This is a genomic window from Rhizobium sp. Root149 (assembly GCF_001427345.1).
Taxonomy (GTDB): domain Bacteria; phylum Pseudomonadota; class Alphaproteobacteria; order Rhizobiales; family Rhizobiaceae; genus Neorhizobium; species Neorhizobium rhizoryzae.
On the sequence record NZ_LMGD01000024.1, the window covers coordinates 1 to 21674 of the forward strand.

Below are 21674 nucleotides of genomic sequence, written 5' to 3' on the forward strand. Positions count from 1 at the left end.
TTCTTCCGTTCCTGTCTCGTGCACAAGGATCTTGCCACAATCAGCATTCGCCAATCTCAATGATCATCAATCCCTCGAGAAACTATCCAGTCAAACCCAGACTTTCTCAAGAACGAAGGACTTCGTCGCCAGCAGCGCCGCCGCCCTCGTCAGTGATCGGCGTTATAGGGAAACCAATTTTATCCGTCAACAGACGATTTCAAAATCATTCAACGAAAATGATAAGTCGTTGATATGGTTGTGTTTATTCGTGCATCCGCCTAGCGTCAGAGCCGGAAGCTCCAAAAACCAGGTCCGAACGTGGGCATCGGGGCGGGTTTGCGTCTAGATAGCGTGGGCCAAACAATCCTGGATATAAGTCTGCAGAAGCTTCCGTGAAACCGGACCAGGCTTGCCGTCACCGATTGACCTGCCATCAACGCGAACGACAGGCATAACGAATGCGCTTGCGGAGGTAATGAAGACTTCCGCTGCGCTCAGGACTTCAGCAACGGAAAACGCCCTCTCTTCCACTTCGAGATCAGATCCCTGCGCGAGAGAAAGTACGGATGCCCTCGTGATGCCGTGGAGAAGCGCGTTCGACAGATGCCGCGTCACCAGAACGCCATCCTTGGTGACGATATGAACGTTCGATGAACTCGCTTCCGTGATCAACCCGTCTTCGACCAAGAAGACATCGTCTGCTCCGGCTTTTGCAGCTTCAGTCTTTATCATTGATGAGTAGAGAAGCTGCACAGTCTTGATCTGGCGGTTCGCCCAACGCCCCTCCGGCACTGTGACGACCGAGAGTCCCGTTTCCCACTTCGGGTTCTCGAGAACGTTTTTCTTCTGAGTGAACATGATGATGCTCGGCTTCATGCCATCGGCGAACAGAAAGTCGCGATCCGCTGCCCCTCTCGAGATCTGCAAATAGATCAATCCGCTCTCAAGATCGTTTCGTTCGATAATCTGGCGATGTAGATCGAGAAGCTCGTCGTCCGATACCGGTGACGGGATACCGAGCGCTTCCAAGGACCGTTTCAGGCGAGCGGTGTGGCCTGAATAGTCTATGAGCTTACGGTTGATGACAGCCGTCACCTCATAGATCGCATCTGCGAACAGAAGACCTCTGTCGAAGACTGAGATCGTTGCCTCGGCCTCGGGTTTCCATTCGCCATTTACATATACGATGCGGGACATGCTCACTCCGGTCATTCTATCAGACGCCCATGCGACGTCGCTGGTCGCACAGAACCAGCAGCATACGATTCGGGCAAGGCCAAGGCTTGACGCCTATGGCGTGGATGCTGAAAAGATCGAAGCTTGAAGGAGAATCGCCATGACACCGCCGATTGCATTTGTCACCCGCATGCCCGGCGATGAAGAGAAGCAGTGGCTGAACGTCCTGCAGCAATCCATGCCGGCAGAGCATATTCTCTCCTTTCGGGATCTGACGCAGGAGGAAAGGCGACTGGCCGAAATCGCAATCGTTGCCAATCCCGATCCTTGTGACGTCGCCGCGCTTCCCGGCATATCCTGGATCCATAGCCTGTGGGCCGGTGTGGAGAGGCTGGTTGCTGAACTAGGCGCCGCTGCTCCGCCCATCGTGCGGCTCATCGATCCGGAATTGTCTCGCGTGATGGCGGAGGCGGTTCTGGCCTGGACCTATTATCTGCAACGGGAGATGCCCGCTTACAGAAAACAGCAAGTCGATTGCCGTTGGGAACCACGCAGCTACCGACATCCCGGCGAAATGACTGTTGGCCTATTGGGGTTGGGTGTGCTTGGCAAGGCGGCGGCGGGACGCCTGATGGATGCCGGGTTTCAGGTCCAGAGCTGGAGCGGTAGCGCGGCAACGCTTCCAGGTGCCGTGCATTTTACTGGAGAGGATGGCCTCAACACGGTTCTTTCGACAAGCGATATCATCGTATGCCTTCTGCCTCTTACTACCGAAACCCGGGGGTTGCTGAACAAACATCGCCTTGGATTGATGCCCAACGGTGCCTCCCTCATCAATTTCGCCCGTGGCGCGATTGTCGACGCGGATGACCTTACCGAGCTTCTGAATAGCAGGCATCTCGATCACGCAGTGCTTGATGTCTTCACACAGGAGCCCCTCGACGAGAATTCCCCGCTATGGCGGCATCCGGATATCACAGTCCTTCCGCATATCTCAGCGCCAACAAATGCAGTGACAGCAGCGAAAATCGTGGCACAGAACATTGAGACGTGGAGAAGTACCGGCAAGCTGCCTGCCACCATAGACCGAAAACGCGGATATTGATCGTTCAGGCCATCGGCAGAACCGGGCAGATCCCAACCTCGGCTAATTGCCTAAATGCGGGCAACATTGCATCATCATCAACGGAATGCCTCTTGGCATTTTCGATCGCGTCAGGTGGGGCATGCTGGGTACACGCATTCATATGTTTTCGCGGCTTCTGGCCTGCCTTGTCTGTCTTGTTGTCTGGCTTCAGACGGCCGAGAGCTCGGCTTCTGCTGAAGACAAGCCGCCGACGATTGTGGTCCTCACCGCAAATCAAACCGCCGCACAGATAGAGGCCGCCGTAAAAGCTGCCTCAGAGGGCGGCGCTCCCGTACTTATCCGATGGGCAGAAGAGACGTCGCCGCCAGCTGCGTCTAACAGCCGCGATCAATCCATGGCCGCCATGAACAACATGTGGATGATTGGCGACCTTCAGAAAGCACTGGCAAACGGCACAGAGGGGGCCATTGCTGGCATCAGCCGGCTGCCAGCTGTGTTCCAGACAAGTTGGCAGACAATTTCCGAAGAGCCGGGTGGCACCACATTCGCAGCCTGGATGTTGCTGGTTAGTGCAAGCTTGGGGCTTGCCAGCGCCTATGGTGCTCGCGTGGTTCTGAACCATGCCTATGGGCGTTTCATACCGAAACGCCGGTTCACCAATGCGGGTTTGCGCTTGCTACTTGATCTCGCGGCAGTGGCGGTTTTTCATGCCGCGTCCCACATCGCGGCTCGCCAGGGTCTGGACGCAGGCAGCTTTGGGCAACAGGTCAACGGCGCCCTTCTCTCAATGCTGACAGGCGGGCTGGTGTATGCCTGCCTCGGTCGCTTTCTGTTTCACTCCAATGGCGCGAGCGGCGGCCCTTTGATCGATATCGCAAGGCCGCGCTGGCATTTCCGGATGCTGGTGCTTTACGGGCTTATGACCGCCTTCATCGGGAATAGCGTGCATCTGGCGGATATGAGAATGGTGGATGCTGCGGCGGCCGATAGCTGGCTGTTCCTGACAACCACAGTCCTGACCGTGATGAAGCTTTACTGGTTCATTGGCGGTCGCCGCGATATCGCTTCTGTGTTTGCCGGAAAAGATGCCGGTCCTTTTCGGCGGGCAGTCGGGAGTATTCTGGCCGATTCATACATCGTTTCGGCAATCGTCATATGGGCAACAGGCCTGCTGGTCGCGGGTTCGGCACAAAACCTGGTCTGGGCTCGCGCCGCCGGTATAACGCAGTTCCTGATGATCGTGGTGCCTGTTCTCGATCTGGCCGTCGTTTCCCTTCTTGGTCATATGGCACGGAAGCGGGAAGCTGCGACCGGCAAGGGCCTGCCATCCGTTGTCTTGTGGAGCCTTCGAACACCCTTGGCGGGGGCGATATGGCTGATAGGGCTTCATATGATCGTGCAGCTGTGGCAGCCATTGTTGATGGGTGCTTCTACACTGGTGACCACCTGGCTGATGTGGCTTGAGCGACTGAGCCTGGCATTGATCGTCAGCTGGTCGTTCTGCAGTTTCCTGCTCAAATATTTCGAAGCAATCGCGCCGAGCGCCACGGTCATCATGCCGGGAGAGGATGATGGCGATGCCCGCAAGGAAAAAAGCCGGATATCCACCATTCTGCCTGTCGTGCGAAATCTGGTCCTGGGTGGGGTCATCGCCATCGCGGCGCTTGTCGTCGTATCGGCTGCCGGAATAGATGTGGCACCACTTCTTGCCGGTTTTGGAGTGCTGGGTCTTGCCTTGTCTTTCGGATCCCAGACGCTGGTGAAGGATGTCGTTTCCGGCATTTTCTTTCTGGCCGAGGACGCCTTCCGGATCGGAGAGTATATCGATACCGGAAAGCTGATGGGAACGGTTGAGCAAATCTCGCTGCGGTCGGTTCGGCTCCGGCACCATAATGGTCCGATCCACACGGTTCCTTTTGGCCAGATTACCTCGATCACCAACTACAGCCGCGACTGGGGAACCATCAAATTCCAATTGCGGTTCGATCGGGACGCGGATCTGGAGTTAATCCGGAAGACGGCGAAGAAGGTCGGCCTTGCCATGCTGGATGATCCGGAATTCGGCGGCGATTTCCTGGTGCCTCTCAAGATGCAGGGCATTCAGGATGTGACGGAAAATTCCATGGTGATCCGCTTCAAGTTTACCGCGCGCCCTGGCAATCCCAGCATCATCAAGCGCGAGGGCATGAAGCGCCTTCTGGCCGCGTTCAAAGCAGCCGGATTGCCGCTAGCATCAAACGCTGTTGTCGTGCGCGGCGGCAGTGAACGCCCGGGAGATGCCGCTGCGGCCTCGCTCATGCCGCTGACGTCACAAGCAAGTACGTGACAGATTTCTGATATCTCAGCTATTCATCCGCGCTAAAATTCCTATGATCGGCCTCGTAATCCAAAACAGACCGGTGCCCCATGCTGAATGATGATGTCTACGCCCATATTGCAGATCTCGAACAGACCCACGAGGAAATGACAGCGATACGGCAACATCTTCATGCGCATCCCGAACTCTCCCATGAAGAAGAGGAAACTGCGCGGTTCGTCGCCGACAAGCTGCGCTCCTGGGGCTATGAGGTAACAACCGGCATCGGTGGACACGGCGTTGTCGGACGTCTACGGGAAGGCAGCGGAACGAAGAGCCTGGCTCTGCGCGCAGATATGGATGCACTTCCCATTCAGGAAGAAACGGGGCTTCCCTATGCAAGCAAAACGGTTGGCAAGGCCCATTCCTGTGGCCATGATGGCCATACGACAGTATTGCTCGCTGCGGCGGAATATCTGGCCAGAACCCGACGGTTCAGCGGTACGCTCAATCTCATCTTTCAACCGGCTGAGGAAGCAAGCGGCAATAGCGGCGCCCAGCGGATGATCGCGGACGGGCTGTTTGAACGCTTTCCTGCGGACGCGGTCTTTGGCCTTCACAATCACCCGGGACTGGCTGAAGGCCACTTCATGATCCGGCCGGGCCCGATGATGGCGGCGTCCGATACGGCCACCATCACCATCCGCGGCAAAGGGGGGCATGCCTCCCGGCCACACCTTGCGATAGATCCGATTGTCGCGGCATGCTCGCTCGTCGTCAGCCTGCAGACGGTGGTATCGCGCAGCATCGACCCGACCCAAACTGCGGTCGTGACCGTAGGCGCCATCCACGGCGGTGATGCCGCAAATGTCATACCGGAAACTGCCATGATCAGGCTCAGCATCCGGTCATTCGATGCCGGTATCCGTAATTTGCTGGAGGAACGCATCCGCACCCTCGCCTCTTCCGTCGCGGAAGGGCACGGCGCGGAGGCAATCGTTGATTATGTGCGCGGCACCCCTGTTGTATCCAACAGTGAGGCAGAGGCCGAATTCATCAAAACGATTGCGTCAGAGCTCGTCGGGCCGGAGAAGGTTGGCGTCTGTCCGCTTATCCCCGGCAGCGAAGATTTTGCCTATATGCTGGAGGAATTGCCAGGTGCCTTCATCCGCCTTGGCAATGGTATCGAGTCGGCTGGCCTGCATAATCCGAAATACAATTTCTCCGATGCCAACATTCCGGTTGGAGCGGCACTCTGGGCACGCCTTGCGGAACGTTTCCTGATCGATTCCTGAAAGATAGATCAGGCGGGGAACCAACCAGCTTTCTTCGAGTTGCCCGAGCGGGCCGTCGAAGCATCACGCCAATGCAGTCGTTCAATCTGCAATGACACAGAGCTGCTTTCGGCCTGGACCGCAGGCAGAAGGAGATGCGCTGGTGGCTGATCAGGATACCGTGAAATATGATGGACCGGCTGGCGGTTGGGGCTCGCTGAGAGGTATCACCCGCATTTTCGGCAAGGAATGGCCGACCCCTGGCGTTCTCGATACGCTCGCCCACCAGAACAAGCCTGGCGGTTTCATGTGCACGTCCTGCGCCTGGACGAAGCCTGCCAATCACAATGCATTCGAGTTCTGCGAGAATGGTGCGAAGGCGACCCTGTGGGAGCTTACGACGCGCAGATGCACGCCCGATTTCTTTGCAAAACATACGGTTTCCGAACTGCGGGACTGGACGGATCACGATCTCGAACAAACGGGGCGTCTTACCCATCCGCTGCGCTATGATCGCGAGCTGGACACTTATGTCGCTTGCTCCTGGGATGAAGCCTTTTCCGCCATCGGTCGCGAGCTAAAGTCTCTCGATCCGAAATCCGCGGTTTTCTATGCCTCTGGTCGAGCCAGCCTCGAAACATCTTATCTCTACGCATTGTTCGCGCGACTCTACGGAAACAATAATCTGCCCGACAGTTCCAACATGTGTCATGAGACGACGTCCGTCGCCCTGAAGAAAGTCATCGGCGCTCCAGTCGGCACATCGGTCTACGAGGACTTCTCCACCTGTGACGCCATCTTCTTCTTCGGCCAGAACACAGGCTCCAACAGCCCGCGTTTCCTGCATCCTCTTCAGGACGCGGTGAAGCGGGGCTGCCGGATCGTCACGTTCAACCCGGTTCGCGAACGCGGGCTGGAAGCAATGATCAATCCGCAAAGCCCGACCGAGATGCTGACCGGCCAGGAAACGCAAATCTCCAGCTACTATCTTCAGGTCAAGGCTGGAGGCGATATTGCGGCCCTCATGGGACTTTGCAAACATGTTCTGGCCAAGGATGACGAGGCACGATCAAGCGGACGCAGCGTTCTGGATCGTGATTTCATAGATCAGCATACGCATGATTTCGAAGCGTTTGAACAGCTCGTGCGCTCAACGCCATGGGAGCAGATCGAGCACGAATCCGGTCTTACGCGTGATGCCCTGGAACAGGCGGGGCAGGTCTATGTCGAAGCGGAACGCGTCATCGGCATCTATGGCATGGGGCTCACCCAGCAGGTTCACGGGTTTGATAACATCGGCATGTTCGTCAATCTGCTCCTGATGAAAGGCAATATTGGTCGTGATGGCACAGGCATCTCACCTGTGCGCGGCCATTCCAACGTGCAAGGCCAGCGCACCGTCGGGATATCGGAGAAGCCGGAGCTTGTACCACTCGACAGGCTGGAGGAGATGTTCGGCTTCACAGCACCGCGCGAAAAAGGACTGACCACGGTAGACGCATGCCAGGGAATTCTGGACGGCACCGTCAAAGCATTCATTGGTCTTGGCGGGAATTTCGTTCGGGCCATTCCCGAGCAGGGCGCCATGGAAGAGGCCTGGCCCCTCATGCGGCTAACAGTCCAGATCGCAACCAAACTCAATCGCAGCCATCTTTTCAACGGCGATATCGCCTATCTCCTGCCCTGTCTTGGGCGCTCCGAGGAAGACCTGCAGGAGGCGGGCCCGCAAATCGTGACGATCGAGGATACTTTCAGCTGCATCCACGGATCGATTGCCAAGCGCAAGCCCGCGAGCGAACACCTGAAGTCCGAGCTAGCTATCGTAGCGGGTATCGCCAAGGAGACCCTTGCCCCCAACCCGAAAGTGCGGTGGGATGAATGGACAGGCGACTACTCGAAGGTCCGCGACCTGATCGAGGCCACCTACCCTGACCAGTTCCACGATTTTAACGCCCGAGTGTTTACCCCGGGTGGCTTCTATCGCGGCAATAGCGCTCGGGAGCGGATCTGGAAAACGGAAAGCGGCAAGGCGGAGTTCACCCTTCCCAAGCAACTCTCGGCGGCCGGGTTCGCAGACTCTGCTGGACGCTACCGCCTCATCACGCTGCGCAGCAACGATCAGTTCAACACGACCGTCTATGGATACAGCGATCGCCTGCGCGGGATCGAAGGTACGCGTTCAGTTCTATTGATGAGCCCGTCGGAGATCCGAAAGGCTGGACTTCGCGAAGGCCAGGTTGTCGGCCTCTCCTCAGATGCCGACGACGGACGCAAGCGCTACGTGGGCGGCCTGACGGTGACACCATTCGACCTGCCGAATGGCTGTATCGCCGGCTATTACCCGGAGCTCAACCCGCTGATTCCCCTTTCGCATCACGATCAGCATTCGAAAACCCCGGCATCAAAAGCCGTTCCGGTCCAGATCGTAACGTAAACCGGTTGAACCTATCACCAAGTCAGATGCAGCGCTTCAAGCCCATGAAAATGGTAGACGTCCTTCACCTGGGGCGTCTGCGCCAGCTTTAGGTTCGGCAAGCGCCGGAACAGGAGAGGCAGGACGATGTTCAGCTCGAGGCGTGCCAATGGTGCGCCAATGCAGAAATGGATGCCCGCCCCGAAGGAGAGGTTTGCTCCATCGTTGCGGTCAGGCTTGAAGATGAGCGGGTCCGGGAACTTTGCCGGATCCAGATTGGCGGCAGCCAGGATGAGGCTCACCTTGTCGCCGCGCTTGAGCGATACGCCGTCGACTTCGACCTCCTCCAACGCCCAGCGCTGGAAGATATGAACGGGAGCGCAGAGCCTGAGCGTTTCCTCGACCACGCGTTCCGTCGAAGCCGAGTCGCGAAACAGGTCGCTTACGGGAAGTCCGCTTTCCAGAATGATCCGGACCGAATTTCCAATCTGATGAACCGTCGCCTCATGGCCAGCATTGAGAAGCACGATCGTGGTAGAGATCAGTTCCTCCTCCGTGAGAAACTGACCCTTGTGCTCCGTGTGGATCATGTGGCTCAGCAGATCGTCTTTCGGGACGCTGCGGCGCTCTGCGATGACCGAGCGCACATAATCTGCGAACTCCCTGGCAGAGCGGTCAGCCGCCTCTTCATCGGCGCGGCTACGCTTGAACATATACATGCCGACATAGTCATGGCTCCAGCGCAGAAGCTGCGGCCCCATCTCCTCCGGGATTCCGATCATCCGCGCAATCATTGTAACGGGGATGATGTCGGCGAAGGCTGACAAGAGTTCCACCCGTCCGGCGCTCTCGAACCTGTCGATCAGATCGTTCGCAAGTTGCTCGATTTCGCCGCTCATCTTCTCGACATGGCGCGACACAAAGGCGCGATTGACCAGCGTCCGCAGTCGCGTGTGTTCCGGCGGCTCGATCTCCAGAAGCGAATGTCTTTCGGCCAGATCGAAATTGCGGGTATGCTCTGGCGGCTCCGCCAACCCAAGCTCTTCCCGGCTGGCAATGTGAAGGATCTGTCGACCAAATCTTCGATCCCTCAGCAGGGCATTGACGTGGTCGTGACCAGTGAAAAACCATTGCCCTTGTTGCTCCCAGAAGAAGGTGGGGCACTGGGCATGCAGCTGTGCATAGGTCAGGTTCGGATCGCTGTAGAATCCGGGATGGCGAGCATCCAGCCAAACCCGGCGGGTGGATGCATCGATGCGCAGGAATTCGTTCATGTCGGTCATTCCTGAGGACTACATCATCAATGCAGAAAGCGAAATCAATTCGCGATGCCACGAAACAGCCATCCGCAGAAAAATAGAAGTTTTGGGATTTGGCTGGCCTGCCAAACGATTTTGTGATGCCATGTCATCGGCAGAAAGGCAGCAACGCCAGCACTCTCCTGATCCAGCCTTGGCAGAAAACGTATCAGACCCAGGAGGTGAACAGCCATGCAGACTGACCGCTTGTCAACGATACCCTATCTCGCGCCCATGCGCGCCCTGCACTGGATCGTCGCACTCGGCGTCCTGGCAACCTGGCCGCTGGGGATGATGATCAAATTCACGGCGGAGCCCTTCAAGCTCACTTTCTACATGCTGCATGAATCAATCGGCTTCCTCGTGCTGTGGGTCATGCTGGTTCGTATCGGCATACGATTGACGAGTGAGACGCCTGTTTCCAGCGGCGGAGGTCCACTTGCTGCTCTTGCCAGACTGGTTCACGCGCTACTGTATCTGATGCTGGTGGTCATGCCGGTTAGTGGCTTTCTCGCAACGAACGCCCATGGCTTCCCCCTCTCCTGGTTCGGCCTTTTCACCGTATGGAGTCCGATCGGCAAACTTCCAACACTGGCCCCGACATTTTCTACCATCCACACCTGGAGCGCATGGATCCTTCTTGCCCTTTTTGCGTTACATATCGCTGGCGTGCTGTTTCACCATCTCATCAAGAGAGACGGAACGCTGCATAAAATGCTGTAAGCGGGAGGTTTGCTTATGCGTCGCGTTGAAATGACGGACCAGATCTGGGGCCATTTGCTTCAGGCGCGTAACAGTTCAGCCAGCCGTCTTTCAATTGAACGAAGCGCTGCCGCAATGCTCTATGGGCCTTTGGCAGAAGCACGCGGCCCGTTCGTCCTGGCGCAAGTGGGACAGTCTCTCGATGGACGCGTGGCAACGCCTTTCGGCGATGCGCGCGACATATCCGGCCCTGATGGTCTTGCCCATCTGCATCGGTGCCGTGCGCTGATGGATGCGGTTCTTGTCGGTGTTGGCACAGTAAAGGCCGACAATCCCAGATTATCCGTTCGCGAGGTCAGAGGACCGGATCCCGTCCGAGTCGTCATCGATTGTCGTGCCGAACTGACGGGCTCTGAACGAATTTTGCTGGATGATGGGGCCCCGGTCATCGTCATCCAATCTGCAGAGGCGCCGCGTCGCGCTCTGCGCGCCGACGTCATAAGATTGCCCCTGAAAGAACGAGGCCTCTGTCCGCATGACATCCTGAACGTGTTGCAAGACCGCGGATTGAACAAGATATTAGTTGAGGGTGGAGCGCGGACGATCGCCCGTTTTCTCGAGCAGGATCTCATCGATCACCTGCACGTCTCCATAGCCCCGCTGATCATCGGGTCAGGACCATCGGGAATCTCGCTCAATCCCATCAAGTTCCTGTCCGAAGCGCAGCGGCCGCAGGCCAGCGTCTACAGCCTCGGAAGCGACATCCTGTTCGACTGCCGCCTCCGGGCCGAAGCTGCTTCCTCAAGCGCGCGGCAAGGCAAGGATGTCCAGATGGCCAACCCGACAGCTCGAGCGCTCGCGGACCCTGTCTAATCTGAACTCCAACCATTCCTCGACTTCGGCAGGCGAAAGCCTGCCGATCTCAAGAACCGGTCGCATCATTCCTTTCAGCATTTCCTGCTGGAGCGTCGCTTCTTCTTCTCCCAGGATCCAGGGGCTTTCGGCGACGAAAATCCGGTAATCAAGGCTTTCAAACACTCCCTGCAGATGTGCCACGGCTTGAGGGCCCAATGCAGAACCCAGACCCTTGTCCATGCGTTGATGCTGGTTGAAATCACGGACGACATCGCGATCGAGTGGATGAGGGTTGCTCCACTCTACTTTGCCATCATAGTTCAGCGCGGCGTAGAAGGCACAACGGCGCTTTGCGACAAGAGCTGCGATCTCCTCGCAAAACCTCGCCGATGCGAGATCAAAGAATGCGGAGGCTGAGAGTACAGAAGCACCTTCCAACGGCAGATTTTCAAGGTGGTTGAGATCAACCTGGTGATACTCAAGACCATCGTCGCCAAGTTGGAGTCTCGCCTCGCGTAGAAGCGCCGGATCGTAGTCAACCAGCCTCCAGTCCACCTGCAAAGCGGAAAGAAACATCGGCCCCAAGGCGCGTACGCTCGAACCGGTTCCACAGCCGATATCAACGATCACCGGTCTTGCATTCTGGCGCAGCCAACCCACGATGTGTTCGACCAGACCCGGGTCGCGCGCCGCGAGATCTGCAGGCTCCCGCAGCGCGAGCCAGCTTTTATCAAAACCACTCATGCAAAATCCTTCAGTCTGTCGGAGAGGACGGATGCCGACTGCGCCCAGGTCGGAAGCTGCTTGCCGGCGGCGTAAGCCGCTTTCGCCATTTCATCGGCGAGGTCATTATCCTGCAACACTTCCCGTAATGCAGTTCCAAAGGCCGCTGGATCGTCCGGTGGAACCAGCCGACCAGCACCGGCAGGTACCACATCCGGAACTGCCCCTGCCCGACAGGCGATAACCGGGAGACCGTGGGCCAGCGCTTCTGCGAACACCATGCCGTATCCTTCGTAGCGGCTTGCGAGCGCGAAGAGATCAGCAGCCGCGAATACCTCGCCCACATCATCAATTTCTCCCGCAAGAACAACACGGTCCTCCAGATCAAGCTCCTTCACCAGAGCCCGAAGGGTTCTCGTCGTAGAAGGCTCGAGCTTCTCACTGCCGACTATCGTCGCGCGCCAGGGCAACTCACGCACCGTATCCAGCGCCCGCAGCAACACGTCATGGCCTTTTCGTGGCGTCAGCGAACCGACCGAGACAATGTGCGGCACATTTGAGCCGCGCTGCGCAGGTTGAACCGGCTCGGTCCCTGGCAGAACAACCGTAATGTGAGACGAGGTCAGCCCGTAGGAGCTTTCCAGCGTCTTTGCAGTCGCTGGCGAGGTTACGAAGACATGTCTGGTGCAGGTTAGAGCGAGCCGTTCGCTGACCTCCAGCCTGACGCGGTCTGCAGGATCGAGACCGGTCTCAAGCGCCAGCGGATGATGTACGAGCGCCAGAATCCGCAACCGTTCCCGTTCGCGCTCGGCCACCTCGTGCAGGACGCCATAGGCCAGACCATCCACGAGCAGCACAGTTTCATCCGGAAGTGCGGCAATCAACGATTCCGCATTCCGAAGATCCCTTTCGCGCGGATAGGGGAACCCTGGGCCAAGCGGCATCATGTTCACCGTCCAACCGGCTGATCTCAATTCGCTGACGATATGGCGGTCGTAGGCGTAACCGCCGGTTTTCGTCATGAGATCGCCTGGATAGGCAAAGACGAGCGACGGGCTCAAAGCTCGGCCTCATACCATCCGCGCGCCATATGGCTTTCGTGCAGAAGAACACGCAATTTGCAGATACGATCGCTTCCGGAACCGAGTTCGCCAGCCTTTACGGCTTTGGCGAGCTCATCGAAAATATGCTTGGCGATCACTTCCGTTGTCGAAACGCGACCCTTGAAAACCTCAACCTCATCAAGGTTCTGGTAGTTTAAAGGCTTGAGTACCTTGGAAAGAACCTGCGTCGCCAGGCCGATATCAACAGCCAGACCATCGGCATCAACATCGCGTGTGAAGAAGGCGGCATCGACAACGAAAGTCGCACCGTGCATTCCCTGAGCGGGGCCAAATACCGGTCTCGGCAGGCTGTGAGCAATCATGATGTGATCGCGAACTTCTACGGCAAACATGCAAATTTCCTTTTGATCAGTAGCGAATACGGTGACACAGCGTGGAGGGATCGGTCAGGATACGGCCGTAATCTTGGGGTAGATCATCGAAAGCGGTCTCCCCGGAGATCAGCACATCAAGTCTGTCGTCGCACAACAGTTCCAGCGCCTTGTGAAGCCGGCGCGCATAGGTCCAGCGCGGTCTCTGTAAAGGTGAGACGTGTCCGACCTGTGAGCTGATGAGACGAAGCCTGCGTGAATGAAAGGCGCCTCCGAGCGGCAATGTCACGGATCGCTCACCATACCAGCTGGCTTCCACTATTCTGGCTTCAAGACCTGCATGATCCACACACTGGGCAAGTGCCTGCCCAGAACCGGACGCGTTGATCAGTATGTCGAATTCACCTTTCAACTGGTCGGGATGGCAAAAGGCAGCGCCCATGCGCTCCGCCGGTTCAGACCGCGATGCATCCGGATCCACCAGCGTGCATTCCACACCTGGCACCTGCGATGCGAGGTAGCCGACCGCCAGACCGACGACGCCGCAACCAAAAACCGCGACCCTGTTACCGATCCCGATCTGCGCATCCCAACAGATATTAAGCGCTGTCTCCATGTTGGCGGCAAGAACTGCACGGTCTGCCGGCAATCCGGCCGGGACCACGACAAGATCCTCGGCTCTGACAAGGTAGTGGCTCTGGTGTGGAAAGAGACAGAAAACGGTAGTCCCCTTCTCAAGCCCCTCACCCTCCTCAACCTGTCCGACCGAGCTGTATCCGTATTTGACCGGGAACGGGAAGGTGCCTGACATATGTGGAGCACGCATCCTGTCATATTCCGTTTCGGGTACCTTACCAGTGAAGACGGTGGTTTCAGTTCCGCGGCTGATGCCTGAAAAGAGAGTTCGGACAAGCACTTGGCCGCTTGATCTGGGTGTCAAAACCTCTGACCGCAACACCGGATGTCCGGCTGCCTCACACCAGAGGGACTTGGCATCGACCATTGCTACACCATCTGTTCAAGTTAAGGCGTCGCTGACGGCGCGAGGCGGGAGTTTCCTCGGGTCAGCCGCTGCTAATTAGAGCTTCTTTCGGAATTTCCACCCCTGAACCATCAACTTTTATTTATGCACCTTCGACCGATCCAAAGAATGGGTTGGTTGCGTAACTAGCTGAAAATTCAATGGAGATGATCATGACCGAGCACAGCCCATTTGCTCTCGAGTTCAAAGACCCTTCCCGTGAAGTAGAGCGTGCCGTAGCGGAGTTGCGGTTCGGTCGGCCGATCATACTCGAAGATAGATCTCGCGCTCTCGCCGTACTGGCTCTCGATGCCGTTTCGCCGGCCCTGTACGATCAATTTGCGAGCGTTGTTGGCCAAAAGCACGAACTGTTTCTCACCCGCAATCGTGCCGAAAAACTTGGTATCACTCGCGCAAGCGATATCGTCGCCCCGCTTCGCAATGTAAGCTTCCATCAGGCGTCGGAGCTTGCTTACACTCCCGGGACCAAGCGTTTGTCCGCCTGGCGAAAGGCAAATGAACTGGAGAGCGCGAGCGCGGAGCTCGCCAGCACGGCGCTGCTGCTTCCAGCCATGGTATGCGCAGAAGTAGAAAGAGACGATAAACGCTTCTCCTCGTGCTGCACCCTGGATCATGCACAACTGTCCGCGTCTTCCAACGTCCGGCAGTCTTTCCAGATCGTCGCTCGTACGCCGGTTCCGCTCGAAACATTTGGCTACGCGGATTTCGTCGTTTTCCGCGGCGGTTTGGCGCAGAAGGATCAGGTGGCGATCGTTGTCGGCAAGCCTGATGTGTCAAAGCCGGTGCCGATCCGTATCCACTCGTCCTGCATCACCGGCGATTTGTGCGGCTCGCTGAAATGCGATTGCGGCGATCAGCTCCGGAACGGTCTCGATCTGCTGGCCAAGGCTGGTGGCGGCGTTCTGCTGTATCTTGATCAGGAGGGGCGCGGCACGGGCATTGGCGCCAAGATGCGGGCCTATGGATTCCAGCACCGCGGCATGGACACGATCGATGCGGACGCCCAGTTGGGTTTCGGCGCCGATCATCGTCGTTATGAGGCTGCTGTCGCCATGCTGAAGCTGCTCAATATCGATGAGGTCATCGTCTACACCAATAATCCAACGAAAATCGCTGCGTTATCGGATGCGGGCATCCTCGTTCATGCACGCAGTGCCGTCACAGGCCGCGTTACCTCGGAAAACGAGTTTTACCTCCGCACGAAAACCGCGCGCGCTGGCCATATGCTGGATGTCGACGCCTTGATCGCGGCTGAGTAAGGATTGACGTGCCGTCATGACAATTCTTGATTCAGACAGACGCAGCTCGAGTAGTCTGCTCCCCACCTTGCAGTCGTTCAACGTTAGTCGAAGGCTGCTGAGGGATGCCTTGAAATCGATGGCAGTAATTTTTGCCTTATCCTTGGTGGGTAGCGTCGGCTTCGCTTACCATTATTCGATGGAGCCAGCCGTTCCTTTGGCTGCGGCAGGATTGCTTGCTGTCATGTTCGGGCTGGCACTTTGCTTTTTGCCGCAGCATCGTCACACAAGGTTTGGTTACGCAAATCTGGTCACCGCCGTGCGTGCTGCCGCGACGAGCCTCGTAGCGGCGACAATACTTCTTTCGGACGCATTTGCGGACTCGGACGGATCAGCCTTGGTCTGGGCGGTCTTCATCATTACCGTGGTCGCACTCACTCTTGACGGGTTCGATGGATACCTCGCCAGACGCTTCAACCACGTGTCGGAGTTTGGCGCCAAGTTCGACATGGAAGTCGATGCATTCCTGATTTTGATGCTGTCCTGTGCCGCCTTCGTTCTGGGCAAGGCTGGGGCATGGGTGCTGCTCATCGGTGCCATGCGATACATGTTCATTCTTGGGCAGTTCGCCTTGCCTGCCCTCAATCAGCCTCTCAAGCCCTCGTTTCGACGCAAGCTGGTCTGTGTGGTCCAGGTGCTGGCTCTCGGTATCGTACTCGTGCCGGTGGTCGAAGCGCCGATATCAGCATGGATTTCAGCCATTGCTTTGATCGCTCTGGTCTATTCATTCGCCGTCGATATCGTCGCACTCGTCCGAGGGTCGTCCAAACCCGTCGTGGCTCGCGGATGACACGCGAAGGGCGTTCATCTGTCCTTGGATGTAAACAACAGCATTAGACTTGGTGCTGCGCCGAGCATGGCCACGGCTCCATAAAGCAGGCTTGCTGCAATGCCCTGATCCGGAGTGTAGCCGACCATTGGCCAGAGAGCTGCAGCCGCAGCCTCTCTCGTTCCCCAGCCGCCGAAGCCACTCGGCAACACCATCGTCAAAAGGCAGAGAGGGACAACCATCAGTGCCGCACCGATTGTCAGAGCCCCCCCGGTTGCGTCAGCACACAGCATGAAAAGCGCAATATAGGATGCAACGATCAGAACACTCGTCGTCAGTTGGTAACCCGCCGCTCCCACGCTGCAGAAAGCTGCGCTGAGATCATTTGCAAGCCCTGTAAACCTGGTGCGGATGACTGGAAGAACCGCCAAGCACAAGGCTGCCAACAGGACACCGACCAAGGCCAACACAGCCCATTTATTGGTCCCATAGATCCGATCTGGCCAAAGCAGCAGGCCCATCAAAACGAACATCAGAAGGGCGATCTGGCCAGACAGTCGCTCGAGAATGACGGACGTCGCAGATCGCGCCAGGCCCGACCCATCCTGCGCCCGTCCCCGATAAGCGCGGATTGCATCCCCTGCGACCCCGCCTGGCAGCAACTGGTTGAGACCTGTCGACAAGTAGTACTCGCGAACGGCTTGCCACTTCCCGATGGGCTGTCCGATGCTCAAGGCGGTATATCGCCAGCGGAATGCGGACATGCAGATCTGGAACTGGACCAACAACAAGCCTGCGGAGAGATGGACCAGGGAAACGGATGAGAGAGATTTTAAAACGATGCTCCAGTCGGTCTGCCAGACCACCCACGCAGCAAGGACCAAGGCAAGAGCGGTACCGAAGATGCGCACCAGTTTCAAAATCGGGCTCCTTTCATCGAGCAGGGTGATCGCCATCCACGATCGGGGCGTAGTTCAAGATACGGAACGTCGATTGTGATGGACCGGCGCGGATGACGACGGCGGGAATGATTTGCATGTTTGTAAGCACGACGCGATTTCTTTTGTTTTGCACCCTTTTGTCCGCATTCATCAACATGCCGGAACATCCCGACGCATTCGATTTCCGGACATTCCTGTCCATCCCGTTTGAGATACCGATCATAGCTCTGGGTCTCATCATCGTGCCTGGCAAGTGGCGGGGAAAACTTGCGGCTGTGGTCACTGTACTGGCGAGCTTGCTGGTTCTGCTCAAGCTCGCAGACATCGGCACGCAATCGGCGTTTCAGCGACCGTTCAACCCGTACCTCGATATCAAAATGATTGGAGACGGCTGGAATGTGCTTTCCAGGAGCATTGGTACCTGGGTCGGCGCATTTGCCATTCTGTCCGGCTCCTTCAGCCTTTTCATCATAATTGGCCTGTTTTATTGGTCATGCAACTTTCTGGGAGGCTGGTCATCCAAACGCAGGCTTTATGGCTGTGTGGCGGTATCAACCGCATTGATCGGGCTTTCGATTCTGATGCTACGAAGCGGAGATGAGGGGCACGCATTCACGGTCGAAGCCAAAGCCACGCCCTATCTGATACAACGGCTCGATCTGATCTCGCATGCAATTGCCGACATGCACCGCTTTGAGGTGGAGCTCGCACAATCCGACCCTTTCAAAGGAAAGACCGAGCTCATGGGACGGGTCAAGGGACAGGACGTTTTCCTGATATTCGTCGAGTCTTACGGACGCACTGCTGTTGAAGACACACGTTACTCGCCGCGTATCGCTGCACGATTTGAGGATATGCAGAAAAGCCTCGAACAGTCCGGGTTTCAGATTGCCAGTCGCTGGGTCACATCGCCGACTGTGGCGGGCCTCAGTTGGCTTGCCCATGGCACACTGTTGTCTGGACTCTGGATCGACAGTCAGGCGCGCTACGATCGACTGGTCATGAGCGACAGAAGCAGTCTCAACCGCTTGTTTAAGAATGCAGGCTGGGAGACGGCGGCGGCCATGCCTGCAATCACTCTGGATTGGCCGGAAAGCGCCTATTTTGGTTATGATCGGGTCTATGCGGCGAAAGATCTGGGTTATCAGGGCCAGCCCTTCAACTGGATCACAATGCCAGACCAATATACGCTCTCGGCAATTCAAAAACTCATTCGAGATCCGCAACCACGTCGCAATGTCATGATCGAGACTGCCCTCATCTCAAGTCATGCGCCCTGGACGCCAGTCGCTCACATGATCGACTGGCAGGCGGTCGGTGATGGGAAACCCTTCAATGACCAGGCGGCGTCCGGCGAGTCGCCGGCTTTCGTCTGGGCAGACCCCGACCGCATCCGGGACCATTACATCCGAACGATAGACTATTCGCTGGAGGCGGTGGCAAGCTATATCCGTACCTTTGGTGATGATGCGATTTTCATTGTTATCGGTGATCATCAGCCGGCATCAGTCGTGACCGGGCCTGACGCAACGCGCGATGTCCCAATTCACATCATTGCAAAGCGCACGGATGTTGTAGCCGAATTCCTTCGGCAAGGCTTCAATTCAGGCTTGAGGCCGGTACAGACCGAGAGTCTGAGAATGGATCAACTGCGCAACCTTATCGTAGAGCTCTTTTCCGGACCAAATTCCTGACGCTCGGAACACGAGCGAGCGACAGGGCGAACGGGTCTGGTATCATCGACTTCAAGTATTCCACTGGTGCCACACCGGGGCATTATCATAAATCGACAATATGATACGTGATCATTTACAAGAAAATCATCTGTATTAAATCCCGTGAAAGTCGATTTTTTTGTCTATTATTCGAATCTTTGCGCGAATCTGATTTATATCCTTCTCAGACAAAAGTATTTATTATGACGTCAGTCCGCTTATCTAAATCTAAAATTATCACATTCTGATTAATATATTTTTATTAACCATCCGGGTGGTTTGTTGCACAGTTTCACCTTCGTCAATGATTTGGAAAGAACCGCGCAACCATCATCAGGGCTGCAAGATTTATACAACCTACTTATAATTGCACTGTGATTGGAACCCTGATGCTGTCGATATTCGCAGGCCAAAAGGCCCTGAAGACGCGTTTGAATTGGCGTCGATCCATCATCGGCAAAGTTACCTCATTCCTGCTATTTGCTGTCGCGCTTGCCTACATTTCTGGCGCCGCGACGGGTTGGATCATGATCGAGCGAAGTCAGCGAGATGAATGGCGACAGCAGGCGAGCACCAATATCCAGATCGTCAGCAGTGCAATTCGAAGCGTCTATACCTTCGTTGCCGTGGACATGACACCGTCGAGCCAGATTGTACGGATCATCACCGACCGCATGATAGGCGACGATGCGTCGGTGCTGGATACCGGCTATGTGGCCGTGGATGTTCTCGCGCTCGCGTCCGTGCAGACAAAGCAGAAGGTGTGGCTCCTCCAATACGATGCTTCGACGAAAAGCCTGGTTTCCATTACTGACAGTGACGGCGGGCCTGCCGGCTTGACGCTATCCGTTCAGGACAATGGCGGACCGTCAGAAGAATACACGGAGTTTTTCACCGGCTTTGGCAAGATTGGCACTGAAGAGCACTACATCGGCTATCTGCCTATCCGCTCCTCCGAGGGCAAGATGCTGGGTGGCGTCGCCGCATCGGTCGGGACGACGGAATCGCTCATGGCTACCCGCGGCATCTTTTACCGCAATTCACTTTTATCGTTCGCTGTCATCATGCTTGCCACCGGCGGCGCGATTGCCTTGCTCCTCCGGAGCCTTTTCAAACCCGTACCAGTTCTGATCGAGGCGCTCAAACGGATTGCTCGCGATGAAACGGGGAACATCACGCCGTACCAGCGACGACAGGATGAAATCGGGCAACTTGCCACGACGATCGAGACCTTGCGGGAGGCAGTGGTCGAGCGTGAACATTTGAGACAGATGCGGGAAGCAGCCAGAGAACTGGAGCATCTTGCCCATCATGACGCTCTCACGGGACTGCCAAACCGGGCGTTTCTCCAGAAAGCACTGAATAGTTTACTTGAAGAGGTCGAAGTCGGAAACAAGATCATCAACGTGATGTTGCTGGATCTTGATCGCTTCAAACCCGTGAATGACACCTATGGGCACGCTGTTGGTGACCAGGTGTTGATATCGACCTGCAAACGCGTTTCCACATTGCTGGGGCCAGACGATGTTTTCGCCCGCCTCGGTGGCGATGAGTTCGCGCTCATCCAGGTGGTAGCCTTGAACGCCGAAAAGGAGGCAAAGCGGCTGGCTGCCCGAATTCTGGAGGCAATTTCCAGACCCTTTCAGATCAACGAACTTTCATTGTCTATCGGTGCCAGTATCGGAATTGCCAGGGCACCATTACATGGCCGAAACTCCAATCAAATTTTGAGCAATGCGGATGTCGCGCTTTACACATCGAAGGGTGCAGGCCGCGGTTGCTTCCATATATTCGAACCAGGGATGACCATGGAAACATCACACCGCTCCACTATCGAGCTGGAGCTCATGACTGCCCTGAACGAGGACCAATTCGAGGTACATTATCAGCCGATCGTCGCCATCGGCGAGGGTAGAATTTCGGGCTATGAGGCGCTGGTGAGATGGAACCATCCCAAGCGCGGCTTCATTACGCCCGACAAATTTATCCCTGCCGCTGAAGAAACCGGTTTTATCGTTGAGCTCGACCGCTGGGTCCTGAAGCAGGCCTGCCGCCAGATGGCAGGCAAGGATGATCGGACAACAGTCTCTGTCAATATCTCTGCCATCGGCCTGCTGAGACAGGATCTACCGGATTTCATTCGTGCCACACTCAATGAAACCGGCCTCTCGGCTGACCGTCTGGAGATAGAAATCACCGAAACCAACAAGGTCGAAGGCAAGGAGGCGATCACCATCCTGACGGCCATTCGGGCGATGGGTGTCGGCATAGCACTTGATGATTTTGGAACCGGGTTCGCATCCTTGTCCTATCTGATTGATCTGCCGGTCACGCGTATCAAGCTGGATCGCCGCTTCATTTCAGGTGTCGCGGAAAGTACCCGATGTCTCAATATCGTGCTGTCGACTGTTTCCCTGGCCCGGGGACTGGACATCAGCGTGACCGCCGAAGGTGTCGAATACAAGGAACAGCTGGATCTGCTGCGTGCAGCCGGTTGCGGATCGGTCCAGGGTTATCTGCTGGGCAGACCGCAAGCCAGCTTCACGGAACAGTATCTGGGATCGAGCGCCGCCTGAAACAAAAGGGAACGATCTTCATGCCGGGACACGACGAAATTGCAGCGACAGTGCCAACGATCAGGGCGTTCTCAATTTTGAGTCGATCCGTC

At 56.6% G+C, this 21674-nt stretch carries 18 protein-coding genes; 11 read left to right on the forward strand and 7 right to left on the reverse strand.

All coding sequences use genetic code 11. From position 1 onward, the window contains the following. Positions 1 to 324: 324 nt before the first annotated feature. Positions 325 to 1179 (reverse strand): D-amino-acid transaminase, encoded by an 855-nt coding sequence (locus ASD54_RS23060; protein WP_062556941.1) that lies wholly within the window; start codon positions 1177 to 1179, stop codon positions 325 to 327. Between ASD54_RS23060 and ASD54_RS27480 the strand changes: the two genes are divergently transcribed. The 5 genes from ASD54_RS27480 to ASD54_RS23080 all read left to right on the forward strand — a co-directional run bounded on the left by ASD54_RS27480 (position 1178) and on the right by ASD54_RS23080 (position 8249). After that, positions 1178 to 1306 (forward strand): hypothetical protein, encoded by a 129-nt coding sequence (locus ASD54_RS27480; protein WP_280139225.1) that lies wholly within the window; start codon positions 1178 to 1180, stop codon positions 1304 to 1306. The genes ASD54_RS23060 and ASD54_RS27480 overlap by 2 nt on opposite strands. A gap of 12 nt (positions 1307 to 1318) precedes the next feature. After that, positions 1319 to 2263, forward strand: a complete 945-nt coding sequence (locus tag ASD54_RS23065; RefSeq protein WP_062556942.1) for a glyoxylate/hydroxypyruvate reductase A — start codon at positions 1319 to 1321, stop codon at positions 2261 to 2263. 121 nt (positions 2264 to 2384) lie between these two features. After that, complete coding sequence (locus tag ASD54_RS23070) at positions 2385 to 4571, forward strand: mechanosensitive ion channel family protein (RefSeq protein ID WP_162249606.1); 2187 nt, start codon at positions 2385 to 2387, stop codon at positions 4569 to 4571. An 80-nt stretch (positions 4572 to 4651) separates the two neighbouring features. Continuing rightward, the gene (locus ASD54_RS23075) at positions 4652 to 5836 is read left to right on the forward strand and encodes a M20 aminoacylase family protein (protein WP_062556944.1); all 1185 of its coding nucleotides are present in this window, start codon (positions 4652 to 4654) and stop codon (positions 5834 to 5836) included. A 91-nt stretch (positions 5837 to 5927) separates the two neighbouring features. Continuing rightward, positions 5928 to 8249, forward strand: coding sequence for an FdhF/YdeP family oxidoreductase (locus ASD54_RS23080; RefSeq protein ID WP_082547359.1), 2322 nt, complete (start codon positions 5928 to 5930; stop codon positions 8247 to 8249). Between the two features lie 14 nt (positions 8250 to 8263). On the opposite strand, the gene ASD54_RS23085 is transcribed toward ASD54_RS23080, so the two are convergent. Next, entirely contained in the window at positions 8264 to 9511 is a 1248-nt protein-coding gene (locus ASD54_RS23085) for a cytochrome P450 (protein ID WP_062556945.1), read from the reverse strand. Between the two features lie 207 nt (positions 9512 to 9718). Between ASD54_RS23085 and ASD54_RS23090 the strand changes: the two genes are divergently transcribed. Both ASD54_RS23090 and ASD54_RS23095 read left to right on the forward strand, forming a co-directional pair. Continuing rightward, positions 9719 to 10249, forward strand: a complete 531-nt coding sequence (locus ASD54_RS23090) for a cytochrome b (protein WP_062556946.1) — start codon at positions 9719 to 9721, stop codon at positions 10247 to 10249. 15 nt (positions 10250 to 10264) lie between these two features. After that, complete coding sequence (locus tag ASD54_RS23095; protein WP_062556947.1) at positions 10265 to 11101, forward strand: dihydrofolate reductase family protein; 837 nt, start codon at positions 10265 to 10267, stop codon at positions 11099 to 11101. Here ASD54_RS23095 and ASD54_RS23100 read toward each other — a convergent pair. Genes ASD54_RS23100 through ASD54_RS23115 form a run of 4 tightly spaced genes read right to left on the reverse strand, consistent with a single transcriptional unit; the run spans position 11030 to position 14052 of the window. Next, positions 11030 to 11827: a class I SAM-dependent methyltransferase gene (locus ASD54_RS23100; RefSeq protein ID WP_062556948.1), complete on the reverse strand. Its 798-nt coding sequence runs from the start codon at positions 11825 to 11827 to the stop codon at positions 11030 to 11032. The genes ASD54_RS23095 and ASD54_RS23100 overlap by 72 nt on opposite strands. Next, positions 11824 to 12867 carry a glycosyltransferase family 4 protein gene (locus tag ASD54_RS23105; protein WP_062556949.1) on the reverse strand — a complete coding sequence of 348 codons (1044 nt, stop codon included), beginning with the start codon at positions 12865 to 12867 and terminating at the stop codon, positions 11824 to 11826. The genes ASD54_RS23100 and ASD54_RS23105 overlap by 4 nt, the downstream gene beginning before the upstream one ends. Beyond that, positions 12864 to 13262 carry a 6-carboxytetrahydropterin synthase gene (locus ASD54_RS23110; protein ID WP_062556950.1) on the reverse strand — a complete coding sequence of 133 codons (399 nt, stop codon included), beginning with the start codon at positions 13260 to 13262 and terminating at the stop codon, positions 12864 to 12866. Before ASD54_RS23110 ends, ASD54_RS23105 begins: the two co-directional genes overlap by 4 nt. 16 nt (positions 13263 to 13278) lie before the next feature. After that, positions 13279 to 14052 (reverse strand): zinc-binding alcohol dehydrogenase, encoded by a 774-nt coding sequence (locus ASD54_RS23115; protein WP_244484834.1) that lies wholly within the window; start codon positions 14050 to 14052, stop codon positions 13279 to 13281. 383 nt (positions 14053 to 14435) lie between these two features. On the opposite strand from ASD54_RS23115, the gene ribA reads away from it, so the two are divergent. Both ribA and ASD54_RS23125 read left to right on the forward strand, forming a co-directional pair. Then, the gene (gene ribA, locus ASD54_RS23120; RefSeq protein ID WP_156379353.1) at positions 14436 to 15542 is read left to right on the forward strand and encodes a GTP cyclohydrolase II RibA; all 1107 of its coding nucleotides are present in this window, start codon (positions 14436 to 14438) and stop codon (positions 15540 to 15542) included. 118 nt (positions 15543 to 15660) lie between these two features. Then, the gene (locus tag ASD54_RS23125) at positions 15661 to 16371 is read left to right on the forward strand and encodes a CDP-alcohol phosphatidyltransferase family protein (protein WP_062556952.1); all 711 of its coding nucleotides are present in this window, start codon (positions 15661 to 15663) and stop codon (positions 16369 to 16371) included. Positions 16372 to 16385: 14 nt separating this feature from the next. Here the strand turns inward: ASD54_RS23125 and ASD54_RS23130 are convergent, their stop codons facing one another. Continuing rightward, positions 16386 to 17306: a lysylphosphatidylglycerol synthase transmembrane domain-containing protein gene (locus ASD54_RS23130; RefSeq protein ID WP_062556953.1), complete on the reverse strand. Its 921-nt coding sequence runs from the start codon at positions 17304 to 17306 to the stop codon at positions 16386 to 16388. A gap of 80 nt (positions 17307 to 17386) precedes the next feature. On the opposite strand from ASD54_RS23130, the gene ASD54_RS23135 reads away from it, so the two are divergent. Together ASD54_RS23135 and ASD54_RS23140 are read left to right on the forward strand one after the other, a co-directional pair. Continuing rightward, positions 17387 to 18985, forward strand: coding sequence for a sulfatase-like hydrolase/transferase (locus ASD54_RS23135; RefSeq protein ID WP_156379354.1), 1599 nt, complete (start codon positions 17387 to 17389; stop codon positions 18983 to 18985). 410 nt (positions 18986 to 19395) lie between these two features. Continuing rightward, the gene (locus tag ASD54_RS23140) at positions 19396 to 21582 is read left to right on the forward strand and encodes an EAL domain-containing protein (protein ID WP_062556954.1); all 2187 of its coding nucleotides are present in this window, start codon (positions 19396 to 19398) and stop codon (positions 21580 to 21582) included. The last annotated feature ends 92 nt before the right edge of the window (positions 21583 to 21674 follow it).

Bases quoted from the DNA above. Each gene is read 5' to 3' on its own strand.
- ASD54_RS27480 (WP_280139225.1), top strand. From the start codon at position 1,178: ATGCTCACTCCGGTCATTCTATCAGACGCCCATGCGACGTCGCTGGTC.
- ASD54_RS23060 (WP_062556941.1), bottom strand. From the start codon at position 1,179: ATGTCCCGCATCGTATATGTAAATGGCGAATGGAAACCCGAGGCCGAG.
- ASD54_RS23065 (WP_062556942.1), top strand. From the start codon at position 1,319: ATGACACCGCCGATTGCATTTGTCACCCGCATGCCCGGCGATGAAGAG.
- ASD54_RS23070 (WP_162249606.1), top strand. From the start codon at position 2,385: ATGCTGGGTACACGCATTCATATGTTTTCGCGGCTTCTGGCCTGCCTT.
- ASD54_RS23075 (WP_062556944.1), top strand. From the start codon at position 4,652: ATGCTGAATGATGATGTCTACGCCCATATTGCAGATCTCGAACAGACC.
- ASD54_RS23080 (WP_082547359.1), top strand. From the start codon at position 5,928: ATGACACAGAGCTGCTTTCGGCCTGGACCGCAGGCAGAAGGAGATGCG.
- ASD54_RS23085 (WP_062556945.1), bottom strand. From the start codon at position 9,511: ATGACCGACATGAACGAATTCCTGCGCATCGATGCATCCACCCGCCGG.
- ASD54_RS23090 (WP_062556946.1), top strand. From the start codon at position 9,719: ATGCAGACTGACCGCTTGTCAACGATACCCTATCTCGCGCCCATGCGC.
- ASD54_RS23095 (WP_062556947.1), top strand. From the start codon at position 10,265: ATGCGTCGCGTTGAAATGACGGACCAGATCTGGGGCCATTTGCTTCAG.
- ASD54_RS23100 (WP_062556948.1), bottom strand. From the start codon at position 11,827: ATGAGTGGTTTTGATAAAAGCTGGCTCGCGCTGCGGGAGCCTGCAGAT.
- ASD54_RS23110 (WP_062556950.1), bottom strand. From the start codon at position 13,262: ATGTTTGCCGTAGAAGTTCGCGATCACATCATGATTGCTCACAGCCTG.
- ASD54_RS23115 (WP_244484834.1), bottom strand. From the start codon at position 14,052: ATGTCAGGCACCTTCCCGTTCCCGGTCAAATACGGATACAGCTCGGTC.
- ribA (WP_156379353.1), top strand. From the start codon at position 14,436: ATGACCGAGCACAGCCCATTTGCTCTCGAGTTCAAAGACCCTTCCCGT.
- ASD54_RS23125 (WP_062556952.1), top strand. From the start codon at position 15,661: ATGGCAGTAATTTTTGCCTTATCCTTGGTGGGTAGCGTCGGCTTCGCT.
- ASD54_RS23130 (WP_062556953.1), bottom strand. From the start codon at position 17,306: ATGGCGATCACCCTGCTCGATGAAAGGAGCCCGATTTTGAAACTGGTG.
- ASD54_RS23135 (WP_156379354.1), top strand. From the start codon at position 17,387: ATGTTTGTAAGCACGACGCGATTTCTTTTGTTTTGCACCCTTTTGTCC.
- ASD54_RS23140 (WP_062556954.1), top strand. From the start codon at position 19,396: ATGCTGTCGATATTCGCAGGCCAAAAGGCCCTGAAGACGCGTTTGAAT.